The following is a 15,713-nucleotide window of genomic DNA, read 5'->3' as shown; positions in this document are numbered from 1 at the left end:
CCGCACTCTTCGATGCGAGATTTCTGGGACATATCAGAACAGTCCATCGCGCAATATTGGCCCAAACGGCAAGCCGTTCCGTCTCAATAGAAAGAGTGGAGCCTTTTGGACAGTTGTCAGCTATGCGGACTTAGCTGTCGTTGAGCTATTCAACTACGCAGATCGGAAAGTCGCCCGGGTTTCGCCCACCACCCTTGTCCAAACAAATATCATCGTACATAAACTGGTGAAACTTCTGACCCGCCATAAATGACGATACTGCAACTAAAACTAATATTTGAGATTATCCACTTTTTCATAGTTTATTGCTAGCAGGGCACATCGAAATCGCAAGTCGCAAAATCGAGTGCAAATCTTCAAAGACCCTGACGTTCAAGTTATCTGCTTTGGGCTCGCTGCCGAAATTCAATTCGGTTCTCCGTCACGTAGATCTGCAACTCGTCGCCAATTTCATCAAAAAAAGGAACGTTATGCCGGTTGCCTGCGTTGCAAAAGCCCTGAGTTCCAATTCCTGCAAACATGCGAGCAGATCGAATGCGTTTGAAACGCGTTTATCTACGATGGTAGAAAACCGACCCACGTGCCTAAAGAAAATGACTGAAACAAGGTCATTCGATCGCACTGATAGTGCGATTGGCCCTGAAAGCTGGTTCAACTCATCAAGCGTCGCCTTCCACCAAAGGTTTGGGTGCTGCTCTGACCAGCCGGGGTGTTGCGGAGACGTTGTAGTCCCCATTGAGGACGTCGCGAAAATTCGATCAAACAAGCTTGACCGCCGATGCTCCGATATCAATCCCGAGATACATTCAAACCGCTTGCGTACAGAAACAAACAGAACTTGCCTGGCTATTGATCTTTTTAGCGCGCGCAAAGAATATGTAAAAGTAAGATAAGATCAAAGCGGCTGTGATCCGCAGGCAGACTGGCATGACCAAAATCAAGAATATGGAAGAGTTCGCGGCGCTCAGCGGAATCTCGCGGCCCACTGTGTCCAAATACTTCCACGATCCCGATAGCGTTCGCCCAACGACAAGAGCGCGTATCGAAGAGGCGCTGGAGCGGTTTGACTATCGCCCGAACATCTATGCGGTGAACCAGAACCGTAAACTGACCAAGAATATCGGCATTGTCGTGCCCTATCTGGCTGATCCGTTCTTTGCTGAAATCGCTCGGTATCTTGAACAAAGCTGTATTGCAGCGGGGTATCGTCCGTTCCTTTTCAGCGCTCACGGTGAACAGAAACTGGAAAACGAAATCCTGGACGGTTTGCAATCTTTGAAACCTGCGGGCGTGTTGTTGGCGCCTTTGGGGCGTATCTCTGACAAGTCAGCGATCGAGAAATTCTGTGCCAGTGTGCCGACGGTTCTGTTCGACAGTAACCTTGACGGTTTGGGCGCGGCGTTTATCGGGTCCGACAACTTCAGCTTTGTGTCTCAGACCGTGGAATACATGACCCGCACTGGCGAGCCACCCTCGTTCTTCGAAATGCGGACACCTGCAAACCCCAATGCCAACAAGCGGCGGAAGGCCTATGTCGAGGTGATGGAGCGCCTGGGTTTTGAACCGCATGTGATCAAAATCGAAGGCGCTGGCTGGGCCTTTGAGGAGATTGGTCGACAGGGTGCGCTCAAGGTTTTGGATGAACGCAAGTTACGCACGGACTCGGTTTTGTGCAGCAATGACCGATTGGCAATCGGCTTTCTGGCGGCGTGTTTTGAGCAGGGGATTCGCGTCGGGCGGAAAGCCGACTGTACTCTGCGGGTGGCCTCGAACGACGATCATCCCTTTGCAAAATTCACATGCCCCTCACTGACAACCGCGGCGCATGACTACGACAATGTGGCGGCCCGAAGTGTCGAAACGCTTTTCGAACTCATTGAAAACGGTGGGAAATTTGAGAATCGGACAGAAACCCTCTTCCCGGCCCGATTGGTTCTCAGGGAATCCGCATAACGTCAAAAATTAACGCGCGTAAAGTTTTTATTGACGCCGCGACAAATCTTGAACTACCCTCTCTACACGACATCCAAGCTCAGGGAGGACAGGGATGTATCTGAAACACGCACTTCGTGCGGCGACTGCTTTGACGTTCGTCGCGACGGCCGCGGCCCACGCACAATCCATCACGATCGCCACCGTAAACAACGGCGACATGATCCGGATGCAGGGCTACACCGACAAATTCACCGAAGCGACCGGCATTGACGTCGAGTGGGTGACGCTGGAAGAAAACGTACTGCGCCAGCGCGTGACCACTGACATCACCACCAAAGGTGGTCAGTTCGACATCATGACCATTGGTATGTACGAGACCCCGATTTGGGGCGCAAATGGCTGGCTGGTTCCGCTTGACGGACTTTCCGAAGAGTACGACGTCGGTGACATTTTGCCGGCGATGTCGGGCGGTCTAAGCCATGACGGAACGCTGTATGCGGCGCCGTTCTACGGCGAAAGCTCGATGATCATGTACCGCACTGACCTGATGGAAAAGGCGGGCATGGAAATGCCCGAGGCGCCTAGCTGGCAATTCATCAAAGAAGCAGCGGCGGCGATGACCGACAGAGACGCCGACATCAACGGCATCTGCCTACGTGGCAAAGCCGGTTGGGGTGAAGGCGGCGCGTTCATCACGGCGATGTCTAACTCCTTCGGCGCGCGCTGGTTCGACGAAGATTGGAAGCCCCAGTTCGATCAGCCCGAATGGTCTGACACGCTGAACTTCTACGTTGAAATGATGACGGAATCCGGTCCGGCAGGCTATGCTACCAACGGGTTTAATGAGAACCTGTCATTGTTCCAGCAAGGCAAGTGCGGCATGTGGATCGACGCCACTGTTGCGGCGTCATTCGTGACCAACCCGGACGACTCGACCGTCGCGGACAGCGTTGGTTTTGCGCTGGCACCCGACACCGGATTGGGCAAACGCTCCAATTGGCTTTGGGCTTGGGCACTGGCCATTCCGGCCGGTACACAGCAAGAAGACGCAGCCAAGCAGTTCATCGAATGGGCAACGTCTAAAGACTATATTGAGCTAGTTGCTGAAAACGAAGGTTGGGCAAATGTACCGCCGGGCGCGCGCTCCTCTTTGTATGAGAACCCGGAATACCAGAAGGTTCCGTTTGCCAAGATGACGCTGGACTCGATCCTGTCCGCTGATCCAAACAACCCAACGGTCAAACCTGTCCCATATGTTGGCATCCAGTTCGCTGCGATCCCAGAGTTCGCGGGTATTGCGACACAGGTCAGCCAAGAGTTCTCGGCAGTCTACGCCGGACAGCAAACGGTTGAGGAAGCACTTGCCAAAGCGCAGGCCTTCACCGCCGAAGAAATGGAAGCCGCAGGGTACTGAGGCATCCTCCCACGCGGGCGGGCAGAAGAGCTGCCCCCCCGCTCACCCCTTCCACAACCCACATTTTTCTCGCAGGCTAAGCTACGCCTGAACAGAGAGGGTTTGCGTAATGGCTACTCAACACTCCCGATCCGTCGCGCGCCTGATGATGGCACCCGCAGTGGTCCTGCTACTTGGCTGGATGCTCGTGCCCCTGACGATGACGCTGTATTTTTCCTTCAAGAAATATCTGCCCCTGCGCGGTGGGGATCTGGGCTGGGTCGGCTTCGACAACTACGTCCGGTTCGTATCGTCCAGTTCCTTCTGGCCCGCGGTTCAGGCAACGCTTGTGATCGTCGGAGGGGTTCTGGTCATCACCGTTATCCTGGGCATCCTTCTGGCGATGCTTCTGGACCAACCGATGTGGGGCCAAGGTGTTGTCCGCATCCTCGTGATCGCACCCTTCTTCGTCATGCCAACCGTGTCTGCATTGGTCTGGAAGAACATGTTCATGGATCCGGTAAACGGCCTGTTGGCCCATCTGTGGCGCTTTTTCGGGGCCGAGCCGATCTCGTGGCTGTCCGAGGCGTCTATGACCTCGATCATCATGATCGTATCTTGGCAGTGGCTGCCATTCGCGACGCTGATCCTGTTGACCGCGATCCAATCGCTGGACAGTGAGCAGTTGGAAGCGGCTGAGATGGACGGCGCGCCGGTCCTGAAGCGGTTCTACCACATCATCCTGCCGCATCTGAGCCGCGCGATCACCATCGTGATCCTGATCCAGACAATCTTCCTTTTGTCGATCTTCGCTGAGATTTTCGTGACCACCGGCGGCGCATTCGGCACCCGTACACTCACCTACCTGATCTTCCAGCGCGTGCTGGAGAGCCAGAACGTTGGCCTCGGATCAGCCGGAGGTGTCTACGCAATCATCTTAGCCAACATCGTTGCGATCTTCCTGATGCGCATCGTCGGCAAGAACCTGGACGCGTGAGGAGGTAAGATCATGGCCCGCGCTGTCACAACCCGCCGCAAATCGCTGAATACCGCCCTCGCCTGGGCCGTTGGTTTGCTGATCTTTTTCCCGATACTCTGGACCATCCTGACCAGCTTCAAGACCGAGGCGCAGGCAATCGCCAGCCCACCGTTGTTCCTGAACTTCAACTGGACGCTGGAAAACTACGCCATCGTGCAGGAACGGTCCGACTATATGCGGTTCCTATGGAATTCGGTCATCATAGCCGGGGGCTCGACCATTCTGGGCGTCATCATCGCCGTCCCCGCCGCATGGGCGATGGCCTTCGTTCCGTCCAAGCGCACCAAGGACATTCTACTTTGGATGCTGTCGACCAAGATGTTGCCTGCGGTCGGCGTTCTCTACCCAATCTACCTGCTGTTCATTCGGTTGGGCCTGCTGGATACGCGCGGAGGGCTGGTCGTCGTCCTGATGCTCATCAACCTGCCGATCATCGTCTGGATGCTGTACACCTATTTCCGCGAAATTCCGGGTGAAATTCTGGAAGCTGCACGGATGGACGGGGCGACATTGAAAGAAGAAATTCTCTACGTCCTGACGCCAATGGCCATCCCCGGCATCGCTTCGACCGTGCTGCTGAACTTCATTCTGGCTTGGAACGAGGCGTTCTGGACCCTCAACCTCACTGCCGTCGACGCGGCTCCGCTAACAGCGTTCATCGCCAGCTACTCCAGCCCCGAAGGCCTGTTCTTTGCCAAGCTCAGCGCGGCCTCGACCATGGCGATTGCACCAATCCTGATCCTTGGCTGGTTCAGCCAGAAACAACTTGTCCGCGGCCTGACCTTCGGCGCTGTGAAATAAGGAAACGACACATGGGACGTATTCAACTCAAGTCCGTGACCAAAAGCTTCGGCGACGTGCAGGTCATTCCACCGCTGGACCTGACCATCGAAGATGGCGAGTTCACCGTCTTCGTCGGCCCCTCGGGCTGCGGTAAGTCCACCCTGCTGCGTCTGATCGCAGGGTTAGAGGATATCACCTCGGGCTCTATCGACATCGACGGCGCGGATGCCACCGATGTCCCTCCCGCGAAACGAGGGCTGGCGATGGTTTTCCAGTCCTATGCGCTCTACCCCCATATGACCGTGCGCAAGAACATCGCCTTTCCTCTTCGGATGGCGAAGCTGGATCAGGCTGAGATCGATAAGCGGGTCGAAGGTGCCGCCAGCGTCCTAAACCTGACCGATTATCTCGACCGTCGCCCCGGCCAGCTGTCCGGCGGCCAACGCCAGCGGGTCGCCATCGGGCGCGCAATCGTGCGCGAACCTGCGGCGTTTCTGTTCGACGAACCTCTATCCAACCTCGACGCGGCACTACGCGTTGGCATGCGGCTTGAGATCAGCGAGCTGCATGAACGTCTAGCGACCACTATGATCTACGTGACCCACGATCAGGTCGAAGCCATGACCATGGCTGACAAGATCGTCGTCCTTCAGGCCGGAGTGATCGAACAGGTCGGCAGCCCGCTGGAGCTTTATCGTACACCTCGTAACTTGTTTGTTGCGGGCTTCATCGGCTCCCCCAAAATGAACTTCATCGAGGGTGAAGAGGCCGCAAAACATGGCGCGAAAACCATCGGCATCCGCCCGGAACATATCGCTGTTTCGGAAACCGAGGGCGAGTGGTCCGGGGTTGTCAGCGTCTCGGAGCATTTGGGTTCAGACACCTTCTTCCATGTCCACGACACCGGACTGGCCGAAACGATCACGGTTCGCGCCGATGGCGAGGTTGGGTTCCGTCACGGGGATCGTATTCACCTGACGCCACGGGCCGACGTCATCCACCGCTTCGATGAAAAAGGACTGCGGATCGAATGACCCGTCTGAATGGCAAAATCGCTCTGATCACCGGTGCCGCGCGCGGCATCGGGCTGGCCTTTGCCAAATCCTATGTCGCGGAAGGCGCACGCGTTGCCATCGCGGATATCGACATCGAACGCGCTAAACAGGCCGCAGCCGAGATCGGCGCGTCCGCTCTGGCTGTCGAAATGGACGTGACAAACCAGCAGAGTATCGACGACGCCGTCGCCCGCACGGCATCGCATTTCGGCCCAATTGACATCCTGGTCAACAACGCCGCGATCTTCACAGCCGCCCCGATTGTCGAGATTGAGCGCGTCGACTATGAGCGCGTCTTTGACATCAACGTTGCCGGTGCCTTGTTCACCATGCAAGCCGTCGCGCGCCATATGATCGCACATGGCACCAAAGGCCGGATCATCAATATGGCGTCGCAAGCCGGGCGGCGCGGTGAACCGCTGGTCGCCGTCTATTGTGCCAGCAAGGCCGCGATCATTTCCCTGACCCAATCTGCGGGCTTGAACCTGATCGCGCACGGGATCAACGTGAACGCGATCGCGCCAGGTGTGGTGGACGGCGAACACTGGGACGGCGTCGATGCGTTCTTTGCCAAACACGAAGGTAAACTGCCGGGACAGAAGAAACGCGAAGTGGCCGCTGCCGTTCCCTATGGCCGCATGGGCCGGGCCGAAGACCTGACGGGCATGGCAGTGTTTCTCGCCTCGGACGAGGCAAAATACATCGTTGCACAAACCTACAATGTCGACGGTGGAAATTGGATGAGCTGATGAACCCTGTGGCACACTCAAACCCTCTGATCCAGCTGCGGCAAGACAGGCTTGCAGACCTCCCAGCGACTGTCGGCACCCCTAACTATAAGCGTTCGGAGCTGACGCCGGGCATTGTTCATATCGGTCTTGGAAATTTCCACCGCGCCCACCAGGCGTGGTACATTCATCAGCTCTTGCAGCAGGGCCAAGCCTACGATTGGGGCATTATCGGAGCCGGAGTGCGCAGCTACGACGCTGAGATGCGTGAGAGGCTGTTGGCGCAGGATTGCCTGACCACGTTGATCGAGTTGGATCCACAAGGAATATCCGCAGAGGTCATAGGCCCGATGATCGACTATCTGCCGATTGAGGCAGGTAACGCAGCACTCATCCGCCGGATGGCTGATCCGTCTATCAGAATTGTGTCCCTGACTGTAACCGAGGGCGGCTATTTTCTGGATGCCAACACCGGCGTGTTCAACTTGGATCATGAAGACATAAGGTACGACGCGAAGAACCCGCATGAGCCACGCACAGTTTTCGGTGCGATGGTCGAGTCATACAGGCAAAGACGTGAGAATGGATTGGAACCGTTTACGGCGCTTAGCTGCGACAATCTTCAGGGCAACGGCGCAATACTAAAAACCTGCATTGTTGGTTTGGCACGTCTGGTCGACACGGAGCTGGCGGATTGGATCGCCCAAAAGGGCGCATTCCCGAACTCGATGGTGGATTGCATCGTGCCCGCGACGACCGAGCAGGTCATTTCGCAATGTCGGGCGCTTGGAATCGACGATCGCGCTCCGGTCTCGCATGAGAATTTTCGTCAATGGGTCGTCGAGGATGACTTCTGTGCCGGGCGACCGCCCCTCGAACAGGCTGGGGTCACGATGACACACGATGTTCACGGATATGAAATGATGAAGCTGCGCATCCTGAACGGAGGTCATCAGCTGCTTGCCAATATTGGGGAAATTCTGAACGTACCGACGATTTCAGACTGCATGCAGGATCCGGACATCGTAGCGTTTTTCAAGAAGGTTCAGACAGAAGAGATCTTGCCCTATGTCGAAGCCGTTCCTGGCACCACGCCAACTGAATATCTTGGATTGGTTGAAAAGCGATTTGCAAACAGCACCATCCGCGACACGACACGTCGCGTGGCATTTGACGGGTCTTCACGACATCCCGGGTTCTTGCTGCCTTCGTTGCGCGATGCCATTGCTTCCGGCCGTTCTCTGACTGGTTTGGCACTGGCCGAAGCCTTCTGGTGCCGGATGTGCGCAGGCGTTCGTGAAGATGGCTCGGAGATCGCGCCAAACGACCCCCAATGGGAGCATTTGCAAAACACTGCTCGGGCCTCCAAGGCCGATGCGAAATTGTGGATCGAGCAAAGCCAGTATTATGGTGAGCTAGCTGGCAACACGCGGTTTGCAGAAGCGTTTTCCGCTTGGCTGTCCACAATCTGGCAAGTTGGTTGCCGAGCAGCGGTTACCGACTATGCCACCACATAGGCAAAGCGACACTAATCGTGACACGCAATGGGCGTAAACTTCCCTAACCCTTATTGAGCGGAACCGTAGTTGCACTCAGTTCAATTCGGCCAGAAAAGAGTTGGCCTTTTCCAGATGCTTCTCTTTTGTTTCCAGCGACATCCTATCGCCTGTGCGACACATCATGGCCCAACGCGGATTTTTTGAAAGCGTGTCTCTATGTTTGAAAATGAAGCGCCAATACAAGCCGTCCCAAATCTCGGCCCATTCGCCTTTGCCCCAATGGCTCATCTTCCGAATGTAGTTTGATCCGGAAAAATAAGGCTTGGTCGTGATCAGCCCCCCATCCGCGTTTTGACTCATTGCATAAACATTTGGAACCATGACCCAATCGTAGCTGTCCACGAACATTTCCATGAACCACAGGTAGACGTCGTCTGGCTTGATTTCACACAAGAACATAAACCCGCCGAGTACCATCAGCCTTTCGATGTGGTGACAGTAGCCAGTCTGCAGGATCCGTCTGATCGTATCGTCAATCGGGTCTATCCCTGTTGTGCCGTCATAGAAGGAGGAAGGCATTGGTCGGTTGTGACGCCAATGATTGGTTGTGCGCATACGTACGCCCAAATCTTCATAGGTGGCGCGCATGAACTCTCTCCAACCTATGATCTGACGGATAAACCCCTCTACAGAGTTGAGGGGCGTCTTCTTGCGCTGGGCATGGTTCAGAGTCGCGTCAATGACTTGCCTTGGCGTGATCAAGCCAATGTTCAATGCAGGTGTGAGGACAGCATGCCAAAGCCAGCTTTCGCCCTCAACAATCGCATCCTCAAAGTCACCGAACCGGTCGAAACGCCGTTCCAAAAACTGGTGAAGCCACGCCAGTGCAGCCGCGTGCGAAGTAGGATAATAAAGGGTATCGAGATGTCCGCGCGCGTCGGGAAATTCAGACAGAACATTGTCTTTCGCCGCTTGGTCCACACTGTCGTGCTGCGGCCAGTCGATCCAAGGCAAGCTTTGTAGCAGGGCTTTTGGAACCTTTTTGCGATTGTCTTCGTCGAAACTCCACTGGCCGCCCAATGGCATATCGTTCTCAAGCAAAATGTTCAATCGGCGTCGCTGGCTTTTGTAATATTCCGCCATAAACCAACGTTTTCGGCCGGCAGACCAGGCCTGATTGCTGGCACGTGTGTTCAGAAAGCCGGGCGAAGGAAGGAATTCGATCGCAATTCCTGTTGCTTGCGATGCCTCACTCAAACGCTTTTCCACGACTGAATCTACGGGATCAGCCATCGCGACCCGAGAAATCTGATCCAGAGAAAGCCGCTCGAACAAATGCAGGCACGCTTTGGTCGAGGGCTCATACTTAAAGAGGTCCACATCAAAGCCCTTGATCTCGAGCTCTTGGCGATATCGAGCCATGCTCGCCCTATGGAGCCAGAGCTTCTGCTTGTGCATTTTGGCGGGATACTGCGGGTCTCCGAAGAACAACGGATCTTCGAACAAGATCACCTTTTGCAACGGCAATTCAAATGCGGGGTGTTCTGCAAAAATTTGATTTGGAAGCACAATTGCGGCGTATGTCACGGCGTTTTCCCGGTTTTGTTTACACGGCTAGCGGGTCAGATTCAGGACCTGCATTATGGACGGGATCTTCTTCTTGAAGCCAAAGAACCCTGCTCTGGCGTGTGGCCACGCGTGCGCATCGTAAGGGCGCCAGATACGACGCAGATCAATGCCGGCCTCGTTCAGCTTTGGTACGGCACGGTCCAAGCGCACCCGTGTCGGACCGATAGGACAATAGGCTGTGACAATCGTATCAACTTTATTTGTATGAGCCGCCTTGATCAGGGGCTCGGACCAATCGTCCTTGACTTGTCCAATCTCTCCGAACGGCGAGAGTGCGCTATTCATTGCTTGTTTGACAAAAGCAGACGGCAAGTCACCGACCGGACCCGGCGAACGACCATGTGTAGCCGTTAGGCCGACCACGCTTGCGGGGCGCAACGAGACGGCATCTGCTGCGGACATGTCTTCCTCTGTCACCAGCAGCAGATACGGCTTTGAGAGGGGTTTTTCTGACTGCGGGCGGATTTCGATGCGCGGATGATCTGTTGCTTCAACCAGTGGCTCAGCGACGTTGGCCAAGCCTTGGGGCTGAAACCGTCCATCGGTGTATTTCGCGATATTGTCGGCGCGCGCGAGATAGGTTTTTCCCTTTGTGTGGAGACCCGCCACCCAACGCCAACTCAGGGTATTTGACGCCGGATCGCCGTCGACAAGGTGGCGCATGAAGACATCTGCGCCCAGTTCCCAAGGGAGTCTGAGCGTGAAAATCCAAATGGAGGCCACCCACATCCTTACGTGGTTATGGAGATATCCCGTTGCGCTTAACTCGCGCATCCAGAAATCAAAACACTCGATACCTGTGCGGCCTGACACAGCATCCCGATACGCCGCATTCAACGTTGTATCGGCTTCCAAACGCTCCACTTGCGCTACCAAGTTTCTTTGGTAGCTAAACCAAACACTTGGCCGTTGCTCCAACCAGCCTTTGAAATACGTGCGCCAAAACACTTCGTGAATGAACTTGTCGGCAACCATTTCACCATGTGCGGACAGAACGCGTGAAAGAACCTCTTCCTCAGTTATCAAGCGGTGTCGCAGCCAGGGTGAGAGAGTAGATACATTGCCGCGTCGGTCGGGGCCAAAGTCATAATTTCGGCTTTGCGCATAGTCGCGTCCAGTGCGGGGCACGAATTGCTCCAAACGCCTCAATCCTGCGGCGCGCGTAGATTCGAACCTCAGCTGTGCAAAAGCGTTATCCACCACACGAAATTCCAAAGTCATGCGGCAGCCTTGCAGCGTTTCGAGCAGTATTTGACGTCATCCCAGACCTTCTCCCATTTCTTGCGCCACACGAAGGGACGTTGGCAGACTGGACAGATCTTTTGCGGTAAATCCGCCTTCTTGCGCATTTTCACTTGAGGTCTCCGAACGGTAGGTCAAGTTGAGCCACATTCCGCGGTGTTTTGGCTTTTCTTTTACGAGAGCGTTCAGCCTTTCGGCTTGCGTGTTTGGTGGCGATTGCGTGCGCTCGATCGCGAAATTCCGGCCCGCGCCTCACCGCCCACACTTTTTCTCGCGCAGCCTTTGCCGCCGCCAGATGGTCAAAGACGCGCATTGGGTATTTTCGGCCAAGAACCGCAGCTGCGTTATCCGCATTCCATGGATCATGCAGATGTGCATCCGGTATCTCTGCCAGTTCCGGCACCCACCGACGAATGAATATGCCGTTCGGATCCTGATCCAGGCCTTGTTTGACGGGGTTGTAAATACGGATGGTGTTGATGCCGGTTGTGCCAGATTGCATCTGGACCTGACTCCAATGGATACCGGGCTCATAGTCGGTGAACATCCTGGCCAGATGCAGGCCCGGCGAGCGCCAATGGAGCCACAAATGATAGCTTGCGACTGCCATCACCATTGCCCGCATGCGGAAATTCAACCAACCTGTCGCGCGCAGAGATCGCATGCAGGCGTCCAAGAAAGGATACCCTGTCTCACCTGTTGACCATGCTTGTAGAAGCACCGCATCCGGTTTCTTGGGGCGCAAGCCATCATAGAGCGGGTGAAGGTTTTCGAACTCTATTTGCGGTTCGTCCTCCAACTTTTGAATGAAATGACAATGCCAGTGCAAACGCGCTGAAAAGGATCGCATCGATTTCTGCCATTTCCCTGCGCCCACGGGAAGCGTGCGCCGCGCATTTTCCGTCTGTTGCGCAATTTCGCGAACAGAGATCGCGCCCCACGCAATATAGGGAGACAGCCGCGAACATGCCGTCGCACCACTCAAGGGACTGGACATTGCACGCTGGTAGTCAATGCTCCTGTTGCTCAGAAAGCTGTTCAAAAGCCCCAGCCCCACTTGACGCCCGCCCATTTGCCGACCCGTACATACGGCCCCTGCGAGGCCAAGATCTTTGCTGCTTGGGAGCGCACCAAGCTCAATGGACAAGGGTGCAAGCTGCGGCGCCTTTTCTGTTGGTCGCGACATCTGCGCGTCCCAATGGTTCGCCCAGCCGTCTCGGGATTTCAGTCGGCGGATAACGCCGTGGTTTTGAATCTCATGCCAAGGGACACCTGCGTCACGACACCAAGCCGCGACATCTCGATCCCTGCGATAGGTCCAATCGTTCCCCGTCTCCTCGTGTGACCATAAGGCCTCCAGAAATCCCTGTTTTTTCAGTTCCGTAAGTGTCTCAATCACTGTTCCGATACGAACGACCAGTGGCTGTCCCAACTGAGCAGTTGCCTCACGCAATTCCGCAAGTGTCTCAGAAACAAAGCTCCATTGTCGTTCTGAGGCATCGGGCTGCAGCCAAAACTCGGGTTCAACAACATAGAGCGGCAGCACGGGACCAACCCTGGCCGCATGTGCCAAGGTCGCATGATCCAAAACACGGAGATCTCGCTTGAACCAGACGACTTGCAAATCCGTACACCTCACCCAAGTCATTCATTGAGTGACTACGCGTCATGGAATGCAACGGATCAGAAAAAGTACTGTCTTTGCAGAATGATCGCGACGTCTTTGCCTGCAGGTCGGCGACTGCAGGTAGTGCCCGTTACTGCGCTTTCCCTCGGTTTAGTTGCTGGCAATAAAGCGCAACAAAATTGCTCACTGCCAGACATCGAAGGACGGCTTAGTCCGCGTCCGCAACCTACTCCACAATCTTGCGGTTGTAACGAATGTCAGTTTTGGCGGGTCGCATTGTAGCAATTGAGGTTGTTGGCCCATGGCAGGAAAAGGCCGCACGTGACGGCCTACGGATCAGCCGATTCTCCCCAGTTTTCTTTTTACGCCATTTGGCCGTCAGTTGAGAATATCCGCTATTGCACCGATCAAGTTCAGCACTTCGTTCGTTCGTCGATCTACCTCGTAGACATAGTTTCCGGCCCGCACATAGTAACCGTTTCTTTTCAGACCATATCTGTAGGGATCGTTGATGCGCACATAGCCATCGTAGATGTAATCCCCAGCTCGGTATCGTTTGACTTGTCCGGGGGGGACGCACGGAACTGCTTTTTTGGCCAAGCCCGGTGGACAATGTCCTGCTTTTGATTTCACGAGAACAGGCTGCATAGCATTGTGCGACCCAACAGTCTGTCTCAGATCAAGAGACTGGATGTCAAAACTCGCACTCGCAACCGACCCGGTTTGCATTACGAACACCGTCGCTGTGATTGCTAGAGCCGTTTTCATCCTTTTGCCTCCTTTAACTGCGTCTTCCATTTATGATCCCCGTCGGGATTTGGCCAATGCAATAGGCGGAGACTGGCTTACCGCTGAAGTCTCCCACTATGACGCGATGGTTCGTTGGCACGACAGCCTCAGCTAACGACCTTTCAAACCGCAAAGTTGGAATGGGGTAATTGAAGGAGCGCACGGCCGGACAATTCGTTTGTTCTTATTTCGTAAACAACATTAACCGAACGTGAACAGTGTATTCGCAGTGGGTTCAAACAACTTTAGGCATACTGACTAAGTTGGATCGAACGAGACGTACATCGTTTGACGAAAACAAGGGGAACAAAATGGTCAAGCCTGCCTTTATGACTGAAGATCGCAGCACTGAAATTGCGATGAGGACCTCTAGCGAATCTGCTGAAGAGCGCCTGCAAACCACAATGAATTCGAGCAATAGCCGCTTCCCTCCTATTGAAAACGCACTGACAGAGATCATAAAAAACAAGCGGCTATCCGAGGCTCACCAGAACGTCTGAAGACAAATCAGCTGACCCCCCCGACAATTCTCGATTATCGTCCTAAACATGGGAATTGTAACACAAATCCCGCCCCAAATTGGGGCGGGATTTTCTTGTTGCGCATCGCAATCATCAAGAGTTTGCGCCTAGCAGGCCGACTAGGTCGACCTGCCAAATTGGTATCCGAAAGGCTCGCCGGCGCTACAGCCTTCAGTTCATCCTGAAGTGGAAGCGGGCGATGGCCAGTAAGCCTCAGGTCACAGTCCCAGCAGCGCTTTGACCTGTTCCTCAACCGCATCGGTGACAGGCTTGTTGGCAGCGGCTTCCAGGGCCTCACGTTCAGCCAGATCTTGCTCTTCAACAAGTTCTGTCAGCTCTTCCACCTCTTCAACGGCTTCATTGTATTCAATGGCTGCCTGTCTCTCGTCATTCAAAGTCTGAGCTTCATCGATCGAAGCGTCCAATTCAACTTGGGCCTCTTCTAGCTGTGCTTCGATATCCGGGTCGCTACCGCCCGCGTCCTCCAAAGCCTGTTCAAGCTCTGCGACTGTGTCCCGATTGGTTTGAACCTCACCCAATGCGACTTCCAAGTCATCCTCGATTTCTTGAACTGTACGATCTGGCTCTTCCAGTCCCTCGAGAAACTCCAACTGTTCTTCCAGTTCCTCACGCAAGGGTTCTCCGGCCAGCACAGTGTCGCGGTACGTGGCAATTCTGCCAACCCGTGAATTGGGCGCAGCATTGGCGAGGGCCGTTGGACTTGCATTGGCCGCGTTCAGGGCACCCAACTCGGACGGATGTGCACCAAGCAGCGCAGCCATACGATTACCTTTGGTGCGGGAAACAGGGCGCTTGGACTCTTCTACAGTGACAGTCTGACGAACCGTTCTTTGCACCTTGGCCTTTTGCGTTCGAACGGTTGTCGTTTGGCGGGTTTTGCCATTCCCGTTGAACAGATCTTTCAGAGAGAACCCTCCGCCTTTTTTCGTACCTGACCGAGCAGACTGAGACTTTGTTTTCCCTTGTCCGAATATCCCGACTCTGGTGCCGCCACGGCTTTTGTCGGCCCCGTTGCCACGGCTACCATTTCCAGCCGAGCTGTTGTCTCCGCGATCTCCCTGAGCGCCGTTGCCATTCCCGCCGCCGTTTCCATTGCCTCCGCCATTGCCGCCGCTGTTGCCGTTTCCGCCGCCATTGCCGTTGCCGCCGCCGTTACCACCACCGTTTCCACCGCCATTGCCGCCACCATTACCGTTGCCTGGTTTGGCATAAGCAAAATCAGGAGCTGCGACGGTGGCTACAATGGCCGTGGACCCCAACAAGGCAATCGCGATCGTCGAAGCTTTTAGCAGTCCGCACTTGGTGGTTTTCATTTTCAATCTCCTCAAAACCTTCAGCAACGGCAATCAGCGTGCTGAGGTTGACCACAGTGTTTCGGCAGTATGACTCGCAGCCGAATCAAAGCCCTTGCCACTGATTTAACTTGAGGTCGCTTGAACGCAGGGCTAACTG

The 15,713-nt window shown here is 54.9% G+C and carries 14 protein-coding genes; 8 read left to right on the top strand and 6 right to left on the bottom strand.

The annotated features are described in order from the left end of the window. The first annotated feature begins 927 nt into the window (after positions 1-927). The 7 genes from ACR0KL_RS08735 to ACR0KL_RS08705 all read left to right on the top strand — a co-directional run bounded on the left by ACR0KL_RS08735 (position 928) and on the right by ACR0KL_RS08705 (position 8,450). Entirely contained in the window at positions 928-1,953 is a 1,026-nt protein-coding gene (locus ACR0KL_RS08735; RefSeq protein ID WP_480540341.1) for a LacI family DNA-binding transcriptional regulator, read from the top strand. A 94-nt stretch (positions 1,954-2,047) separates the two neighbouring features. Next, the gene (locus ACR0KL_RS08730) at positions 2,048-3,349 is read left to right on the top strand and encodes an ABC transporter substrate-binding protein (RefSeq protein ID WP_170471559.1); all 1,302 of its coding nucleotides are present in this window, start codon (positions 2,048-2,050) and stop codon (positions 3,347-3,349) included. 109 nt (positions 3,350-3,458) lie between these two features. Then, the gene (locus tag ACR0KL_RS08725; protein ID WP_170375757.1) at positions 3,459-4,325 is read left to right on the top strand and encodes a carbohydrate ABC transporter permease; all 867 of its coding nucleotides are present in this window, start codon (positions 3,459-3,461) and stop codon (positions 4,323-4,325) included. A 12-nt stretch (positions 4,326-4,337) separates the two neighbouring features. Beyond that, positions 4,338-5,168, top strand: a complete 831-nt coding sequence (locus tag ACR0KL_RS08720) for a carbohydrate ABC transporter permease (protein WP_068333782.1) — start codon at positions 4,338-4,340, stop codon at positions 5,166-5,168. A gap of 11 nt (positions 5,169-5,179) precedes the next feature. Further along, positions 5,180-6,184 (top strand): ABC transporter ATP-binding protein, encoded by a 1,005-nt coding sequence (locus ACR0KL_RS08715; protein WP_170375758.1) that lies wholly within the window; start codon positions 5,180-5,182, stop codon positions 6,182-6,184. Then, positions 6,181-6,954 carry an L-iditol 2-dehydrogenase gene (locus ACR0KL_RS08710; protein ID WP_170678155.1) on the top strand — a complete coding sequence of 258 codons (774 nt, stop codon included), beginning with the start codon at positions 6,181-6,183 and terminating at the stop codon, positions 6,952-6,954. Before ACR0KL_RS08715 ends, ACR0KL_RS08710 begins: the two co-directional genes overlap by 4 nt. Beyond that, a complete protein-coding gene (locus ACR0KL_RS08705; protein ID WP_170678157.1) occupies positions 6,954-8,450 on the top strand; it encodes a mannitol dehydrogenase family protein in 1,497 nt (498 codons plus the stop codon). The genes ACR0KL_RS08710 and ACR0KL_RS08705 overlap by 1 nt, the downstream gene beginning before the upstream one ends. A gap of 75 nt (positions 8,451-8,525) precedes the next feature. On the opposite strand, the gene ACR0KL_RS08700 is transcribed toward ACR0KL_RS08705, so the two are convergent. The 5 genes from ACR0KL_RS08700 to ACR0KL_RS08680 all read right to left on the bottom strand — a co-directional run bounded on the left by ACR0KL_RS08700 (position 8,526) and on the right by ACR0KL_RS08680 (position 13,728). After that, on the bottom strand, positions 8,526-10,019 hold the full coding sequence (locus ACR0KL_RS08700) for a cryptochrome/photolyase family protein (RefSeq protein ID WP_170678159.1): 1,494 nt from the start codon (positions 10,017-10,019) through the stop codon (positions 8,526-8,528). A 27-nt stretch (positions 10,020-10,046) separates the two neighbouring features. Continuing rightward, positions 10,047-11,036 (bottom strand): FAD-binding domain-containing protein, encoded by a 990-nt coding sequence (locus ACR0KL_RS08695; protein WP_480554820.1) that lies wholly within the window; start codon positions 11,034-11,036, stop codon positions 10,047-10,049. A 242-nt stretch (positions 11,037-11,278) separates the two neighbouring features. Continuing rightward, complete coding sequence (locus tag ACR0KL_RS08690) at positions 11,279-11,410, bottom strand: DUF2256 domain-containing protein (protein WP_170552600.1); 132 nt, start codon at positions 11,408-11,410, stop codon at positions 11,279-11,281. A gap of 2 nt (positions 11,411-11,412) precedes the next feature. Beyond that, complete coding sequence (locus ACR0KL_RS08685) at positions 11,413-12,951, bottom strand: FAD-binding domain-containing protein (protein WP_170678163.1); 1,539 nt, start codon at positions 12,949-12,951, stop codon at positions 11,413-11,415. 357 nt (positions 12,952-13,308) lie between these two features. Continuing rightward, a complete protein-coding gene (locus ACR0KL_RS08680; RefSeq protein WP_480554822.1) occupies positions 13,309-13,728 on the bottom strand; it encodes a hypothetical protein in 420 nt (139 codons plus the stop codon). A 302-nt stretch (positions 13,729-14,030) separates the two neighbouring features. Between ACR0KL_RS08680 and ACR0KL_RS08675 the strand changes: the two genes are divergently transcribed. Then, positions 14,031-14,219, top strand: coding sequence for a hypothetical protein (locus ACR0KL_RS08675; RefSeq protein ID WP_170375770.1), 189 nt, complete (start codon positions 14,031-14,033; stop codon positions 14,217-14,219). A 239-nt stretch (positions 14,220-14,458) separates the two neighbouring features. On the opposite strand, the gene ACR0KL_RS08670 is transcribed toward ACR0KL_RS08675, so the two are convergent. After that, the gene (locus ACR0KL_RS08670) at positions 14,459-15,574 is read right to left on the bottom strand and encodes a hypothetical protein (protein ID WP_480776886.1); all 1,116 of its coding nucleotides are present in this window, start codon (positions 15,572-15,574) and stop codon (positions 14,459-14,461) included. Between the last annotated feature and the right edge of the window lie 139 nt (positions 15,575-15,713).

This window comes from Ruegeria sp. C8 (assembly GCF_056537565.1).
This window is presented reverse-complemented; position numbering and strand designations above follow the sequence as displayed.